Annotated in this window: 17 protein-coding genes and 3 tRNA genes; 12 read left to right on the top strand and 8 right to left on the bottom strand. The window is 57.0% G+C overall.

What is annotated here, in order from left to right; translation table 11 throughout:
- The first annotated feature begins 51 nt into the window (after window positions 1–51).
- The 3 genes from KMP13_RS11925 (at window position 52) to KMP13_RS11915 (ending at window position 1159) form a co-directional block, all read left to right on the top strand.
- Window positions 52–372 carry an ArsR/SmtB family transcription factor gene (locus KMP13_RS11925; protein ID WP_215266085.1) on the top strand — a complete coding sequence of 107 codons (321 nt, stop codon included), beginning with the start codon at window positions 52–54 and terminating at the stop codon, window positions 370–372.
- Window positions 369–782 carry an SRPBCC family protein gene (locus tag KMP13_RS11920; protein WP_215266084.1) on the top strand — a complete coding sequence of 138 codons (414 nt, stop codon included), beginning with the start codon at window positions 369–371 and terminating at the stop codon, window positions 780–782. Before KMP13_RS11925 ends, KMP13_RS11920 begins: the two co-directional genes overlap by 4 nt.
- Before the next feature lie 191 nt (window positions 783–973).
- Window positions 974–1159, top strand: coding sequence for a hypothetical protein (locus tag KMP13_RS11915; RefSeq protein ID WP_215266083.1), 186 nt, complete (start codon window positions 974–976; stop codon window positions 1157–1159).
- On the opposite strand, the gene purN is transcribed toward KMP13_RS11915, so the two are convergent.
- The 3 genes from purN to KMP13_RS11900 form a co-directional block, all read right to left on the bottom strand.
- Window positions 1156–1758, bottom strand: coding sequence for a phosphoribosylglycinamide formyltransferase (gene purN, locus KMP13_RS11910; RefSeq protein ID WP_215266082.1), 603 nt, complete (start codon window positions 1756–1758; stop codon window positions 1156–1158). The genes KMP13_RS11915 and purN overlap by 4 nt on opposite strands.
- Window positions 1755–2801, bottom strand: a complete 1047-nt coding sequence (purM, locus tag KMP13_RS11905; RefSeq protein ID WP_215266081.1) for a phosphoribosylformylglycinamidine cyclo-ligase — start codon at window positions 2799–2801, stop codon at window positions 1755–1757. Before purM ends, purN begins: the two co-directional genes overlap by 4 nt.
- A gap of 170 nt (window positions 2802–2971) precedes the next feature.
- A complete protein-coding gene (locus KMP13_RS11900) occupies window positions 2972–3940 on the bottom strand; it encodes an MBL fold metallo-hydrolase (RefSeq protein ID WP_215266080.1) in 969 nt (322 codons plus the stop codon).
- 128 nt (window positions 3941–4068) lie between these two features.
- On the opposite strand from KMP13_RS11900, the gene KMP13_RS11895 reads away from it, so the two are divergent.
- Complete coding sequence (locus tag KMP13_RS11895; RefSeq protein ID WP_215266079.1) at window positions 4069–5004, top strand: LysR family transcriptional regulator; 936 nt, start codon at window positions 4069–4071, stop codon at window positions 5002–5004.
- Between the two features lie 464 nt (window positions 5005–5468).
- On the opposite strand, the gene KMP13_RS11890 is transcribed toward KMP13_RS11895, so the two are convergent.
- Window positions 5469–5699, bottom strand: a complete 231-nt coding sequence (locus KMP13_RS11890) for a hypothetical protein (RefSeq protein ID WP_215266078.1) — start codon at window positions 5697–5699, stop codon at window positions 5469–5471.
- Window positions 5700–5728: 29 nt separating this feature from the next.
- Window positions 5729–5923 carry a hypothetical protein gene (locus tag KMP13_RS11885; RefSeq protein WP_215266077.1) on the bottom strand — a complete coding sequence of 65 codons (195 nt, stop codon included), beginning with the start codon at window positions 5921–5923 and terminating at the stop codon, window positions 5729–5731.
- A gap of 276 nt (window positions 5924–6199) precedes the next feature.
- Here KMP13_RS11885 and KMP13_RS11880 point away from each other — a divergent pair.
- The 3 genes from KMP13_RS11880 to KMP13_RS11870 all read left to right on the top strand — a co-directional run bounded on the left by KMP13_RS11880 (window position 6200) and on the right by KMP13_RS11870 (window position 9299).
- Window positions 6200–6275: transfer RNA gene (locus KMP13_RS11880), tRNA-Ile, on the top strand.
- A 307-nt stretch (window positions 6276–6582) separates the two neighbouring features.
- On the top strand, window positions 6583–8874 hold the full coding sequence (locus KMP13_RS11875; RefSeq protein WP_215266076.1) for a M10 family metallopeptidase: 2292 nt from the start codon (window positions 6583–6585) through the stop codon (window positions 8872–8874).
- A gap of 170 nt (window positions 8875–9044) precedes the next feature.
- Window positions 9045–9299, top strand: a complete 255-nt coding sequence (locus tag KMP13_RS11870) for a hypothetical protein (protein WP_215266075.1) — start codon at window positions 9045–9047, stop codon at window positions 9297–9299.
- A gap of 3 nt (window positions 9300–9302) precedes the next feature.
- Here KMP13_RS11870 and KMP13_RS11865 read toward each other — a convergent pair whose 3' ends face one another.
- A complete protein-coding gene (locus KMP13_RS11865) occupies window positions 9303–10622 on the bottom strand; it encodes an ATP-binding protein (RefSeq protein ID WP_215266074.1) in 1320 nt (439 codons plus the stop codon).
- An 81-nt stretch (window positions 10623–10703) separates the two neighbouring features.
- On the opposite strand from KMP13_RS11865, the gene KMP13_RS11860 reads away from it, so the two are divergent.
- The 5 genes from KMP13_RS11860 (at window position 10704) to KMP13_RS11840 (ending at window position 12861) form a co-directional block, all read left to right on the top strand.
- On the top strand, window positions 10704–11618 hold the full coding sequence (locus KMP13_RS11860) for an MBL fold metallo-hydrolase (RefSeq protein WP_215266073.1): 915 nt from the start codon (window positions 10704–10706) through the stop codon (window positions 11616–11618).
- A gap of 69 nt (window positions 11619–11687) precedes the next feature.
- Window positions 11688–11762 (top strand) — tRNA-Asn (locus tag KMP13_RS11855).
- Window positions 11763–11998: 236 nt separating this feature from the next.
- A tRNA-Asn gene (locus tag KMP13_RS11850) sits at window positions 11999–12073 on the top strand.
- 170 nt (window positions 12074–12243) lie between these two features.
- Window positions 12244–12594 carry a hypothetical protein gene (locus tag KMP13_RS11845; protein WP_215266072.1) on the top strand — a complete coding sequence of 117 codons (351 nt, stop codon included), beginning with the start codon at window positions 12244–12246 and terminating at the stop codon, window positions 12592–12594.
- A 33-nt stretch (window positions 12595–12627) separates the two neighbouring features.
- Window positions 12628–12861 carry a hypothetical protein gene (locus KMP13_RS11840; RefSeq protein WP_215266071.1) on the top strand — a complete coding sequence of 78 codons (234 nt, stop codon included), beginning with the start codon at window positions 12628–12630 and terminating at the stop codon, window positions 12859–12861.
- 15 nt (window positions 12862–12876) lie between these two features.
- On the opposite strand, the gene KMP13_RS11835 is transcribed toward KMP13_RS11840, so the two are convergent.
- Window positions 12877–13026, bottom strand: a complete 150-nt coding sequence (locus KMP13_RS11835) for a hypothetical protein (protein WP_215266070.1) — start codon at window positions 13024–13026, stop codon at window positions 12877–12879.
- A 54-nt stretch (window positions 13027–13080) separates the two neighbouring features.
- Complete coding sequence (locus KMP13_RS11830) at window positions 13081–13677, bottom strand: phage portal protein (RefSeq protein ID WP_215266069.1); 597 nt, start codon at window positions 13675–13677, stop codon at window positions 13081–13083.
- Window positions 13678–13744 lie beyond the last annotated feature (67 nt).

Genomic DNA, 13744 nt, shown 5'->3' with positions numbered 1-13744 from the left:
GACCCAGCCCCGTACAACAAGGCGCGCCATCAGCGTTCTGCGGGTGCGCCCATGACCACATCCGAACAAATGGGGTTTCGCGCGCTCGCCGACCCGACCCGGCGCAACATCCTGCAATTGCTCGCCCATCAAAGCCTGACCATTGCCGAGGTGGCCGACAATTTCGACATGACCCGCGCGGCGGTGAAAAAGCACCTCACCGTTTTGCAAGACGGCAATCTGATCTCGGTCCAGGTGGAAGGGCGCACGCGCCTGAACGCCTTGAACCCGGACGGACTGCAACAGCTCCTCAGCTGGTTCGATTTCTTCGACGCCTTCTGGGACACGCGCCTCAACACGCTGAAATCCGCAATCGAAAAGGACATGCAATGACCGACACCGTCATCCGGAAATCCATCTACCTCAAAGCGACGCCAGCCCAAGTCTGGGCCTATCTGACCGACCCGGACAAGCTCGCGATCTGGTTTCACAAACCAAAAACACCGCTGGTTGAAGGCGGATATGAGATGTTTGGCACCGAGAGCGGTGATCGTCTGATGTGGGGTGAGGTTCTGGTCGCCAAACCGTTCACCCAGTTGGAATATACCTTTACGATCAAACCGATGGGGGATGCGACCAGCACCGTACGCTGGACCCTGACCGAAGTGGCTGGCGGCACCAATCTGTCCCTGGTTCATGAGGATCTGCCCCAGGGCGTGCCCGCATTTGGCCTGACCCTGGCGCTGGACAAAGGCTGGGACGACCACCTGGCCCGCATGCGCGCCTCGGCCCACGCGGAATAACACAGCGCCCCTGCGGACCTGAGGCAGACCTGCGCAAGCGGGCTGCCTCAGGTCAATCGCAATCAGGTCAATCCCAACCGGGCCAACCGCAATCAATCACCAAACGTGATGGATGTGCAATCAAACATTAATTTTGAGAATGCCCAGATCATCCCTAAGTTCAACCTGTACCCGATACAGGAGATGATCTCATGTCCATTACAGAACACATCCCAACCGCACCATTGGTGCACCTGCGTCTGCCAAATCTCGCACCGTTTTTAGCAGCCATCGTGCTATTGGCCGCCCTTGGACTGCCAGCGCTGGATGCGCCGACGCCCACACAAGGCGAACTGGATTGGCACGGAAACGTGGCCTCAACCAGCACCCAGCCTTAGGAGGGCAGCAGCACCGGTGTCTTGTCTCCGGCCGCAAAGCGGCGCAGCACGGCTGGGTAAAGCTTATGCTCTTGCACCAGCACCCGCGCGGCCAGATCGTCGGCGGTGTCGCCCGGCTCAACCGGCACCCGCGCCTGCCCCAACAAGGGGCCATCGTCCAGAACCGGCGTCACCTCATGCACGGTGCAGCCATGTTCGTGGTCGCCCGCGTCCAGCGCGCGCGCATGAGTGTGCAGCCCGGTGTATTTCGGCAAAAGCGAAGGGTGGATGTTCAGCATCCGCCCTTTGAACTGACCGACAAAATCAGCCGTTAAAACCCGCATGAACCCGGCCAGACAGACGATGTCCGCACCAGAGGCGAGGATCGGTTTGACCAGCTCCGCCTCAAACGCCGCGCGGTCACCTTTGAAGGGGCGGTGATCCACGTAAGCGGTCTCAATCCCCATATCGGCGGCTTTGACCAGCCCACCGGCATCGACGCTGTTGGCCAGGACCAGACAGGGGCGCGCCGGATGGTCGCCGACCATGCTTTTGGCCAGCGACACCATATTGGAGCCGCCGCCCGAAATCAGAATAGCGACCTTCTTATGTGGGGTCACAGCAGAGCGCCTGTGTAACGGATGCCTGCCCCCTCGGTCACGGTGCCGATGCGGGTCACGGTCTCGCCTTCGCCTTCGAGGATCTCGACAATTGCGTCGACGCGATCGGCGGCCACGGACAGGATCATGCCCTGACCACAGTTGAAGGTTTTCAGCATTTCAGATTCGGCAATACCACCGGTCTGCGCCATCCATTTGAACACAGCAGGCAGCTCCCAGCTATTCAGATCGATATCTGCACCCAGATCCTCGGGCAAAACACGTGGCAGGTTTTCGGTCAGACCACCGCCGGTGATATGCGCCAGCGCGTGAACGCCACCTGCGCGCACCGCTGCCAGACATTGTTTGACATACAGACGTGTGGGCGTCAGCAGAACCTCACCCACGGTGCCCTCACCAAAGGGGCAATCCTCGCCCCAGGTCAGACCCGCAACATCCACCAGCTTGCGCACCAGCGAATAGCCGTTGGAATGCACCCCATCGGACGCCAGACCCAGCAGAACGTCCCCGGCTTCGACGCCCGCAGGCAGTGCCGTACCGCGTTCCATTGCGCCAACCGAGAACCCGGCCAGATCAAAATCACCTTCGGGGTACATGCCCGGCATCTCGGCGGTTTCGCCACCGATCAGCGCACAGTTGGAACGTACGCAGCCCTCGGCAATGCCTTCGATGATCCGCGCGGCGGTCTCCATTTCCAGCTTGCCGGTTGCAAAATAGTCCAGGAAGAACAGCGGCTCTGCGCCTTGGCAGACCAGATCGTTGACACACATGGCAACCAGATCGATGCCCACGCCGTCCACAACACCGGTATCAATGGCAATCCGCAGCTTGGTCCCCACGCCATCGGTGGCGGCAACCAGAACCGGATCGCTATAGCCTGCGTCCTTTAGATCAAACAAAGCGCCAAAGCCGCCAAGCCCGCTCATCACGCCAGAGCGATTGGTGCGTTTCGCAGCCGGCTTGATCCGATCAACCAGATCGTTGCCCGCATCAATATCTACACCTGCGTCTGCGTATGTCAGACCGTTTTTGCCAGTGGTCATCTTTGGCTCCTTTGCAATGGATGCGCTGCCTTTACCGCAAGCCGCAGCCAAAGGGAACACGCGAATGTCGCCGAAATGACCCCCTCAAAGCCAAGCCAGTGCCCCCATATGCAAAAAGCCCTGCCCGCAGATGCGGACAGGGCAAGTTTTATGCATGTGTGTCGTTTTTATTAGACAGCGAACTGCCAAGGTGCCGCAGCAAAGCCATAGGCCTCGCCTTTGCGGTAGACTTTACCCAGACCTGGGAATTCGATGTGTGCACCGGTGACCAGCATTTTGTCGGATGCCGCGCGGTCCAGCATCTTTTTGCGGGTTTCAACGGTCAGCGCAGGATCGGTGTCGAACGCGATGGTCCACTCAGGCAGAGCGAACTGCAGACCGGTCAGGTGAATAACGTCGCCCCACAGCAGCAGGGATTCGGTGCCACCGTCCAGCATGTAGCCGGTGTGACCAGGTGTGTGACCTGGCAGCGGCAGCGAGGTGAAGCCAGCTGCAACTTCGACTTCGCCGTCGAACTTTTTCAGGCGGTCCGCATAAGGAGCGGTGGTGTTGCGCGCCATTTCAAAGAACGGACGGTTGCCTTCAGGAACAGACGCCATGATCGCGTCGTCGTACCAGAAACCGTGCTCGGTTGCGGAAACAACCAGCTCAGCGTTCGGGAATACCGCGTTGCCGTCACCATCAACCAGACCGCCAGTGTGGTCGGGGTGCATGTGTGTCAGCAGGATGGTCGAGATCTGCTCAGGCTTGACACCGGTGGCTGCCAGCGATGCGGCCAGGTTACCCAAGGTGGGGCCAAACAGGCCAGCTGCGCCCGCATCCAGCAGAGTGTATTTGCCGGCTTTTTCGATCAGGTAGCCGCTCACTGGGATTGGCATGCCTTGCTCGCCGAAACCAAACAGAGAGTCTGCCAGGGCTTCATCAGCTTTTGCTTGGTCGAACGGGGAAATGATTTGCGAAGCAATCGCAATGTGACCGTCCAGCAGCGCGGTGACTTTTGCGTCGCCTACGGTGAATGTGTTGATGGTGCCGGTTTTGGCCGGAGCCGCTTGAGCATGTGCAACCTGGGTCAGACCGCCGGTTACTACAACGGGTGCCGCGAGAGTTGCGCCCAGAATCTGTCTGCGATTGATCGCCATGATATGTCTCCAAAATAAGCTTTGCGGTGGTTTTTTCCGCTGCAATTGCAAATTAGGGGTTTGTATTTTTTTTAACTAGCCCCATATCGCTGATGACCCCCTATTAGAGATGCTTATAGGTAGCGCACATGGACCGACTTGGACTGCTAAAAACACTGATTACCGCCCTGGATGAAGGCAGCCTCAGCCGGGCCGCCCAACGTATTGGCGTATCGCAATCCGCTGTCAGCCAGCAGATTCGTCAGTTGGAGACCACATTGGGTCACCAATTGTTGCTCAGAACTGCCTCCGGTGTCCATGCCACACGTGCAGGTGCGACAACAGCGCAGCATGCCCGTCAGCTTTTGTTGGCCTATGAGGCGCTGGAAAACGATCTGGACGCCCAGTCCGATCACCTGTCTGGCTCCTACCGCATCAGCGTGGGCACCGTTCTGGGGCGTACCGTCTTTGGGCCTTTGCTGCTGCAGCTGAGCCAGAAGTTCCCCGACCTCGATATCGCGATGGGCGCCGATGACCGCTATGTGGACGTGGTGCGCGAAGGCTATGATCTGGCGATCCGCGCGGGCAAGATGGGCGACAGCGAAGGTTACGGGCGCAAGATCGCCCAGCTCGACACTGTTCTGGTCGCCACCCCGGACTATCTGGACAAACACGGCCGCCCGCAAAGCCTTGCGGATCTGAAACGGTTGAAATTCATCCGCTACAATATGGAAAACACCAGCGCCGCAATCCGCACCGGTCAAAACGGCCTGTGGACGGACACGCCGGTGAATGTCGGCTTCACCGCCAGCGATCCCCAAGTGGTGGCCCAAGCGCTGGACAGCGGCGTCGGCTTTGCCAAGATCGTGCGCTTCCTGGTGGAAGACAAACTGGCCGATGGCTCGCTTGAACTGATCTTGCCCGAGGTCGAGCTGGAGCAAAAAGACGTCTACGCCGTCTACCCCTCCCGCAACGGGCTGGACAAATGCCAACACGCCATCATCGACGGCTTCCTTGAACTGGTCGCAGAACGCAGCGGCAACGCCCACGCCCCGGCAAAACGGCTCGAACTCATCACCGCTTGATCCCTTGGGGCCGGCCCTGACCGCCCGGCCCCATGCCAAAAAAACACACGGCCCTGTAAACACCCCCATAGGGCGCAGCCACATGCAAAACGCATCCCTGCCTTGCAGCCCCCCCCCCTTTTGCGCAAAACTATCGTCATTTAGAACAAATGCATTGATGCGGCGTGGATTTATTTTGGCAACTGATGGGCTGTGCACCTACTGCGGACGTGATCAAATGCGTTCGCTCTTTTGGTCAAGAATTTGCCTTCCTTGACAATACGCTCATCGCTTTAGGGGTAATTTGTGCCATTCTAATCACTGCATTCCGGGTTCAGCGGTGGCTTTACCGTCAGACCTTTGACATTGCGGGGCTACAACAGGGTAAAAATGGTGCAAAGGGCTGCGCAAACCCGAAAACTAGCGCGATATCAACAAGCAGATCCAACGACAGATCCAACGGCAGATCGGCGCGGATCAAAACCCTAGCTTACCTTTTGAACGCACCAGATCCTATCAAATTGGCCTGACAACGCTGCGCCGCGCGGCGGACGGCTTTTGGGGCGACCGCCTTTTTTTCTTTCCTGGCGTTTGAACGCTGCCTGGTCATTGCCTTCATCTATCCAGTCTTCGCCGCGCTTCTGACCTGGGTGATCAGCGGCCAGGTATCCTTGGGCGGGCTGGACCTTAAAAAATGCCGATACTTTTGTGGACATCGTCCACTCTAGATTATCGCAATTGCATATTAAGCTTGACGAACGGCGTGGCCTTCTGGCGAAGGCAGCCCGTTGGTCAGTGGACGTGATTGTTTGAGTTGCCGGTGACATCGACGCGGCATTGCTTTTCTGTTTCTTTTTTTGCCCTTCTCGTCATGAATGCGGTGATGGATCTTTTGTTGCTTGCCGCCACCCGGCATTTTGCCCGCCGCATTCTGCATCATGACCCCACTTGGGCACGCATTGCGTTGGAGCTTTTGGCCGATCTCGTCGTCGCGCAGCCTTCAGCAAAACCCGCGCCATCACCACCCTGTGTATATTGCTGCTGGTGGTGTGTTCTTGGCCAGCCTCTGCGGCGGCGCGCTCCTGTTGGCCCAATTAGGCATCCCACCATTTGCGGCCTAAAGCTCGGTCCACGCAACACCGCGCGCGCAAGAGCTGGTTGACACCACACGGCCCCTTGACCTTGCCCACAACAGGGCGTAGCCAAACATCAAGGTGGGCCTGTAGCTCAACGGTTAGAGCAGAGCGCTCATAACGCTTTGGTTGCAGGTTCGAATCCTGCCGGGCCTACCACTTTCCAGCACTTTGAAATCCGTGCTGCCCAGAGGCCCCAAGGGCCGTAACTACAGCCATGAATTTCATGCTAGGTCTGCACCGCGAAGTGCGCGCACAAGACACTCCCCAAGGTTGTTTATCAGTCTTGATCTGCGCAAAATTTTTACATATATGAACAAATATAACAAATTCGGCACACCTCCGTGATGACTACTTTTGTCTTTCATTCCTTTTCTAAGAGCATAAATAGATGTGTGAGCTTTGCGCGCTGACGTGCACTTTCGATCCTTCCCGTCATAGCTCATCGACGTCGCTGACTGAGGCGATGCGCATTAGTGAGACCCTTGATGCGACCGCAAATCGTCTCACGGCTTACGCCATGCAGGTGGGCGATACATTTAGTGGGTCTCTTGCCCATATCGGGGATCGTGACTGGGTCGCGGTGACACTGGAAGCAGGCAACATCTACGACATCTCAATCGATGCGTTTTACAGCGGTGGCGGCACGTTACGCGACAGTTACCTTCGTATCTACGATGCCAATGGTACGCTTGTGACATTTGATGACGATGGCGGCTCTGTATTTGACTCCGAGGCAACTTTTTTCGCGACCTCCAGCAGCACCTATTACATCAGCGTCGGCTCATATAGGGACGTCTATTCGGGAACTTATACGGTAGAAGTTGATTACAGCACGACCGAGCCAACGCCAGAGGGGACTTTGGATGATTTGGCCGACTACCTGACCGATGGATATTGGAACGACTCGTTCCGCGGTCGGCGCAGTTTTGACACCTCATTTAACAATCAGATCACGGTCGACATCACCGATCTGAACGCAGACGGGCAGCAATTGGCACGTTGGGCATTTGAGGCCTGGGAGCTGGTGGCGGATATTGAGTTTGTCGAGGTGGGCCTTGGCGCTGACATCAACTTTACCGACACCGAAAGTGGCGCTTATTCCTTCTCTGACACATTCGGAAGCCGCCTCACGTCTTCGTCTGTGAATGTCAGCACGGAATGGCTGTCCTTTTACGGCACTGACATCTCCAGCTACTCCTTTGCGACCTATATCCACGAGATCGGCCACGCATTGGGCCTGGGACACCAGGGCAATTACAACGGAAACGCATCCTATGCAGATGCGAACTTTGCCAACGACAGTTGGCAGCTCTCTGTCATGTCCTATCTTTCACAATCCGAAAACCCACGGACAAGCGCCAGCGAGGCTGCCGTTGTCTCTGCGATGATGGCCGATATCGTGGCGATCCAGAATCTTTATGGTGCTGCAGATCTAGGCAGCGCCACCGGCGGCGATACCATCTGGGGAGACGGCACCAATCTGGACGGCTACCTCGGCAATCTGCTTGAGAACGGATCAAACGGTGCTGTCGCCTTTACCATTTATGATGCCGGAGGCATCGATACGATTAATCTGAACACTTTGTTCCGGAACAATCGGCTAGATCTCAACGATCAGAGTTTTTCAGACGTGGATGGCCTGTTCGGAAACGTCGGCATCGCGCGTGACACGATGATTGAAAACGCCATCCTTGGCTCGGGTGACGATACCGTGATGGGCAATGAACTGGATAACCGCATCTCAGGCGGGTTTGGCCATGACAGTATTATAGGCGACCAGGGTAACGATCAGCTGATGGGAGAAGGCGGGCACGATGCAGTGCTAGGCGGTAGCGGAGCTGACACGCTGTTGGGACAAGAAGGCAGTGACACGCTGTCTGGTGGCCAACACAATGACCACGTCCGTGGCGGCAACGGCAGTGATTCCGCCTATGGCGGCGATGGGAACGATTTCTTGTCGGGAAACAACGGCAATGACGGCCTTTGGGGAGAACGCGGCGACGACGCAGTGCGCGGCGGCAACGGCAACGACCGGGTCTTTGGCAACGAAGGCGAGGATACGCTGTTCGGCGGACATGGATCTGACACACTGAATGGCGGGCTGGGTGATGATCGCCTAGTGGGGCATCAAGGCAACGATAGATTGCTCGGCGGTGCGGGCAACGACAGTCTTCGGGGCATGCAAAACCAAGACACGCTGACTGGCGGCAGCGGCAACGATTTCCTGTTTGGAGGAGCAGCAGGCGACAGTTTACGGGGTGGCAACGGTCACGACGTTCTAAATGGAAACGGTGGTTTTGACACATTGAAAGGCGGTTATGGGCGCGATACGCTGGATGGCGGTTTTGGTGATGATCGGTTAATTGGCTTCTTTGGCCGTGACCGCCTGGAGGGCGGTAGCGGCAGAGATTTCCTGAACGGCGGTCTGCACAACGACATCCTGTTTGGGGAACAAGGCAATGACACGCTGGTTGGGGGCTCTGGCTCGGACACATTGTTCGGCGGTCTCGGGAACGACCTGCTCACCGGGGGGGCGCAAGCAGATGTCTTTGCCTTCAATGCCAATCTGGCGATGGGTGATGACACGATCACCGACTTCCAACAGGGTCTTGATATTATCAGAATCACGGGCGTTGATTTCGCAGATCTGAACATCGCCACTCTAACAAACGGTCAGCGTGTGTCTTGGGAGACTGGATCCGCCTTGGTGAACGGTATCTTCGACCTTGGCGTGGATGATTTTCTGTTCGGTTAAGCGCACAGCAGGGGGCGTTTAAGCGACAGCGCTTGCCTGCCCATCCCATTGATGGAAGTGATGATTGCACGCGCATCGTAAGGTTGTTTTTAATCCGTCTCCCTTATTCTACGCCCTCGCCACTCAATCGGCGCCTATCTTTATGACAGACGCCTTGAGGGGGCACGATCATGCCTGTAGCCATTGTAATGTGTCCCAAAACCAACATTCCCGCTGTCTTGCATGAGGATTGCGAAACCGATCTTGTGTTGCGCCTTGACCGCTATATCGCGGCGCCGTCTCCATTGCGCGAAGACACCGCCCGGCTTTGGCTGTTGAGCCTGCCTGCGCCTTCGGGATGGTTCAACAGCATCGGGGCTGCGCGGTTGCACATCGAAAGCTGGGTGTCCGACTGCACCTCGGAAAGGGATGGCAGCCTGCGATAGGCTTTAACGCCCGATCACCAGATCCGCCTGCAACCCGCCCAACGTCTCACTGGCACCCAGGCGCAGCACACCACCATGGGCGCGCGCGACATCTGCCACGATGGCCAGACCCAGACCGACTCCGCTGCCCTTGTTTTGGTTGCGTGACGGATCCAACCGGGTAAAGGGGCGCACGGCCTCGTTCCACATCTCTTCGGGAATACCAGGGCCATCATCTTCGACCCGGACCCGCAGCGCATTTTCCGTCACCGCAACCGAGACCCGCGCCCGCGTGCCATAACGCACTGCGTTTGAGATCAGGTTTTCGATCGCCCGCCGCATACCACCGGACTTCAGCAAGACCTTGCCCGTTCCCACCATATCTCCCAGCATCACATCCTTGCCCTGCCGCTGCCAATCGCCAACGATGGTTTCGGCCAACGCATGGGCATCGACCTCTTCTGGGGCCGCTTCGGCAGCCCCGCGTGAGAAATCCAGAAACGCATCCAGCAATGTCTGCATTTCGTCGACATCCCGCAACATTGGTTCCGCGTCTTCTTCATCTATCATCGCCAGCCCCAGTCGCAGACGAGTCAACGGCGTGCGCAGGTCATGACTGACCCCCGAGAGCATCAAGGTCCGCTGCTCGATCTGGCGCTCAATCCGCGCGCGCATATCCATAAAGGCGGTGCCGGCGGCTTTCACCTCGGATGCGCCACGGGGGTTATAGGGCACACTACGTCCACGACCAAACGCCTGCGCGGCCTCGGCCAGTTTCTTGATCGGGCGCAATTGATTGCGCATGTAAACTAAGGAAATCACCGTCATCAGCAAACTAAAGGCCACCAAAGTCAGGATCAGCTGATGCGGTGCTGCAGCCGTCAGGCGCCGCTGATCGAACACCAACCGCAATGGACCCAGGTGGGTGCCAATGACGATCTTGGCGGTTTTGCTGTCGGGCATCTGTACCGCGATCACATGGGACAGGTTGCTGCGCAGGGTGTCACGGACCACCCGGCCTGAAAATTCGGTCCAATCCAGAATATCCCGCTCAGCCGGGGCATCCAACGGCAGGAATGTGGCCTCGACCTGAAGCGGGCGCAAATAGGGAGCCAAGTCTTGGATCGCCTCGTCCGGCGTATCGGCATCCGCGATCACCTGCTCCAACAAGGCGATTTCGCGCATGATCGTGTCTGTCATCTGCCCTGTTACGTCCTTCAGATCCCGCTCAACAAAGGAGACCGAAACCACCAGCTGCAGCACCACCACAGGCAACAACAGGATCAGCGCAGCCCGTCCATACAGGCTGCGCGGGACATATGACTTGAGCCGGTTGCGTGCCATCAGGTAACCCTATTCGTAACTGCTCTGTGTTTTTTTGATTTGATCAGGGCAATCATAATGGGATTTAGGAGCAAAGACAGCATGAAAGCGGAAACTGAGGTCTCCCCGATCTATGGCACCCCGGTTGAGGTTGGTAAAAATATCCGCCGCCTGCTGTGCCCCAACCCATCGCCCATGACATACCACGGGACCAATACCTATATCGTGGGCCACACCGATCTGGCCGTTATCGACCCCGGACCCAAAAACGCAAACCATCTGCGCGCGTTGTTGGCCTGTGTTGGACCAGATCAGCATATCTCTCATATCATCGTCACCCACAGCCATCTGGACCACAGCCCGCTTGCGGCAGACCTCAGCCAGCACACAGACGCGCCGGTGTATGCCCACGGGACCTCCACCGTAGGACGCAGTGCAATCATGGCGCAGATCGCAGCGATGGGGCTGGCAGGCGGCGGAGAAGGGATTGATCGTGACTTCACGCTCGACCACACCCTTGCCGATGGTGAGATCCTGACCGGCTCTGATTGGCAGCTTGAGGTGATCCACACCCCTGGTCATCTGGGCAACCACATCAGCCTGGCGTTGGGTGGGTGTTGTTTTACCGGCGATCACGTGATGGGCTGGTCCAGTTCGCTGGTCTCTCCGCCGGATGGGGATCTCACGGATTTCATGGCGTCCTGTACCCGGCTACAAAGCCGCACGTGGGATGTGTTCCTTCCGGGGCATGGGGAACCCGTGTGGGCGCCGCAAGAACGGCTGGAATGGCTGGTGTCACATCGCCGCGCACGGGAGGCATCGATCCTCGAACAACTGACCCACAGCGGCGCATCGGCAGCGCAGCTTGCGCGCGCAATCTATGTGGAGACGCCCCCTGCCCTGTTGGCCGCAGCAGAGCGTAACGTGTTTGCCCACCTCGTTGATTTACATCAGAAAAACAAAGTCTCCTGCGCAGGTCCCTTGGGAATTTCCGAGATTTTCCGTCTGGCTCGCTAAAATTTTCGAATTTTTTCTCACGAACCCTCTAGACCTCCGCAAACGGCAGCGCTATATCGCACAGACCGTTCCGGCGTAGCTCAGCGGTAGAGCAGTTGACTGTTAATCAATTTGTCGTAGGTTCGATCCCTACCGCCGGAGCCATTTCCCAAAATCAGCAGAATTTGGCGAGACTTCGCGTTTCCAACACCTTGGAAATTTGACCAATTGATCAAATGTTTCGCGTGCGAAACAATTGACCGGACGGTCGAAATGCAACGCCTTTGACTAGCCAACCACATGGGGCTTGGCCTGTCCTGCTGACATTGCAAAATTTTTTGCGTCGGGAGCGTTTTTCCTCTGGACGAGAAAAGCTGATAATCTTATACGACGCCTCACATTCCGGCGTAGCTCAGCGGTAGAGCAGTTGACTGTTAATCAATTTGTCGTAGGTTCGATCCCTACCGCCGGAGCCATAGATTTCAAGGGCTTAGAGGTTTGATCCTCTAGGCCCTTTTTCTTTAGGGGAACGCAAGGGGAACAAGCCTTAGGTACAGTTGCATCCAAATTAAACAACTGGACCTTGCGAACAGCGTATCTAGGAGGCATGGTCCCATCAGATACAAAGTTTACTTGGAGCCATTTCATGAAGATCATTCAGGCAGGTGCACTTATTGTATGCGGCGCGATCCTGTCGGCATGTATGCAGCTGACCCCCATCACGGAAAGCAAGCCTGTGCCCCTCTCTAGCCGACAAGTAGCCCAGATCAAACAAACCGTAGTAAGAGACTTTTTTGACCCGGAAGGCGCACGGTTTCGCAATGTTCGTGCGGCTGACGTAAAGCTGGAAAATGGCGCGCGCGAACGCCGCGTATGCGGGGAAGTAAACGGCAAAAACCGGATGGGCGGATACGTTGGCTATCAGTTCTTCGGGGGCGTCATGGAAAATGGAACCTTCATAAAGCAAGATTTCTTCAGCGGCTGCGAGCCTTGGTAATGGCCATGCAAACCACCCGAAAGTAGAATGTTCATGACAGAAGAACCTAAAGACGAATTGGGCGACATGTTGGCCGATGGCTGGGAAATAACGGGCTACACGGTCAACATGCTCGCAATGGGTGCACAACACTTCAACATCTTGCTTCGCAAAGGTAACAGCCTGACAAACTTCAGCATATTGAAGAACAATGGTCAGGACGAAAGAGGTGCGATGGCCCTAACGCCCCACACCCCCGAAACCAAGAAAAAGGGCTTGTTCGGCTAGGGACAACTTTAAACTTCACCCATCCCAATCAACCAGCGCCAATGCTTGCGACGGGTCTACGCCCGCTTCTTTCGCCATTGCCAGCGCTTGAATAATGCCAGCCGCAGCGCGCGCACGTCCGCCAGCGTCAAAGGCTTGCAGGGGGCGCATAACGTCAATGGTCACGGGGTTGCCCAGCTTGTTTTGGGCTTCCTCTGCCAGCAAGGTGCAGATCGGCTGCTAGGTCCATTGCGTTAGGTGACGTTGTGCTTCCCTCACCATCGGACCGGTAGTGCTGGCATTGGCAAGGGCGGGCAGAACCCCATAAGCGTTGCTGATAGATTGCCGAGCGCTTTCGAGTGTTTCCAGTGACATGCTCTTCTGCATATCCGGGGTCACGTCCGACGCCTTCCAATCCTGCGCCGGTGCTGGTCCACCTGCCGCCGTGATCGCCACGCTTTCGCGCAATAGAACCCGGCCACGCTTACCACGGAACCCACGCGCCAGAGCATCCATGTCGGTATCTGCCGCCTCTGGAAATGGCACAATCTGAGACCCAAGCGGCATACTGTCATAAGCTTCGGTTAGAGCGGTTTCCAAGGCAACCAGCATGTCAGCGGTCAGACTGGCACGTCGCAGGGGCGATGCCCCGAAGTAGGGCTGGCCCAGATCGGCACCAATCACCACATGCAGCACCTCACCGGCCAGCGCGGTGACTTCCCGCCCGCCGCCGGTAGTCTTCGTTTGTGCTCGGAGTATGAAGTTTGAGCAAACGGTGAACGAGACAGGGAAGAAGAGTTCGCGCGACCGCTCAAAATAAAATCCAGGTAGAGACATTAAGACCAACATTTGCATCCGACTCGAACTTCCGCTGTACGCGTGTCCGCTCCATCGCCTCCATAGC

The sequence above is a fragment of the Epibacterium ulvae genome (assembly GCF_018678075.1).
In the GTDB taxonomy this organism is placed as follows: Bacteria; Pseudomonadota; Alphaproteobacteria; order Rhodobacterales; family Rhodobacteraceae; genus Epibacterium; species Epibacterium ulvae_A.
Note: the sequence above shows the minus strand (reverse complement) of the source record. Positions and strands in the feature narration are given on the sequence as shown.

Coding starts and splice junctions, on each gene's coding strand:
- KMP13_RS11845 (WP_215266072.1), top strand. CDS start 12,244: ATGAAGATCATTCAGGCAGGTGCACTTATTGTATGCGGCGCGATCCTG.
- KMP13_RS11885 (WP_215266077.1), bottom strand. CDS start 5,923: ATGATGCAGAATGCGGCGGGCAAAATGCCGGGTGGCGGCAAGCAACAA.
- KMP13_RS11890 (WP_215266078.1), bottom strand. CDS start 5,699: ATGTCCACAAAAGTATCGGCATTTTTTAAGGTCCAGCCCGCCCAAGGA.
- KMP13_RS11860 (WP_215266073.1), top strand. CDS start 10,704: ATGAAAGCGGAAACTGAGGTCTCCCCGATCTATGGCACCCCGGTTGAG.
- KMP13_RS11915 (WP_215266083.1), top strand. CDS start 974: ATGTCCATTACAGAACACATCCCAACCGCACCATTGGTGCACCTGCGT.
- KMP13_RS11925 (WP_215266085.1), top strand. CDS start 52: ATGACCACATCCGAACAAATGGGGTTTCGCGCGCTCGCCGACCCGACC.
- KMP13_RS11895 (WP_215266079.1), top strand. CDS start 4,069: ATGGACCGACTTGGACTGCTAAAAACACTGATTACCGCCCTGGATGAA.
- KMP13_RS11875 (WP_215266076.1), top strand. CDS start 6,583: ATGCGCATTAGTGAGACCCTTGATGCGACCGCAAATCGTCTCACGGCT.
- KMP13_RS11865 (WP_215266074.1), bottom strand. CDS start 10,622: ATGGCACGCAACCGGCTCAAGTCATATGTCCCGCGCAGCCTGTATGGA.
- purM (WP_215266081.1), bottom strand. CDS start 2,801: ATGACCACTGGCAAAAACGGTCTGACATACGCAGACGCAGGTGTAGAT.
- KMP13_RS11900 (WP_215266080.1), bottom strand. CDS start 3,940: ATGGCGATCAATCGCAGACAGATTCTGGGCGCAACTCTCGCGGCACCC.
- KMP13_RS11830 (WP_215266069.1), bottom strand. CDS start 13,677: ATGTCTCTACCTGGATTTTATTTTGAGCGGTCGCGCGAACTCTTCTTC.
- KMP13_RS11870 (WP_215266075.1), top strand. CDS start 9,045: ATGCCTGTAGCCATTGTAATGTGTCCCAAAACCAACATTCCCGCTGTC.
- KMP13_RS11840 (WP_215266071.1), top strand. CDS start 12,628: ATGACAGAAGAACCTAAAGACGAATTGGGCGACATGTTGGCCGATGGC.
- KMP13_RS11920 (WP_215266084.1), top strand. CDS start 369: ATGACCGACACCGTCATCCGGAAATCCATCTACCTCAAAGCGACGCCA.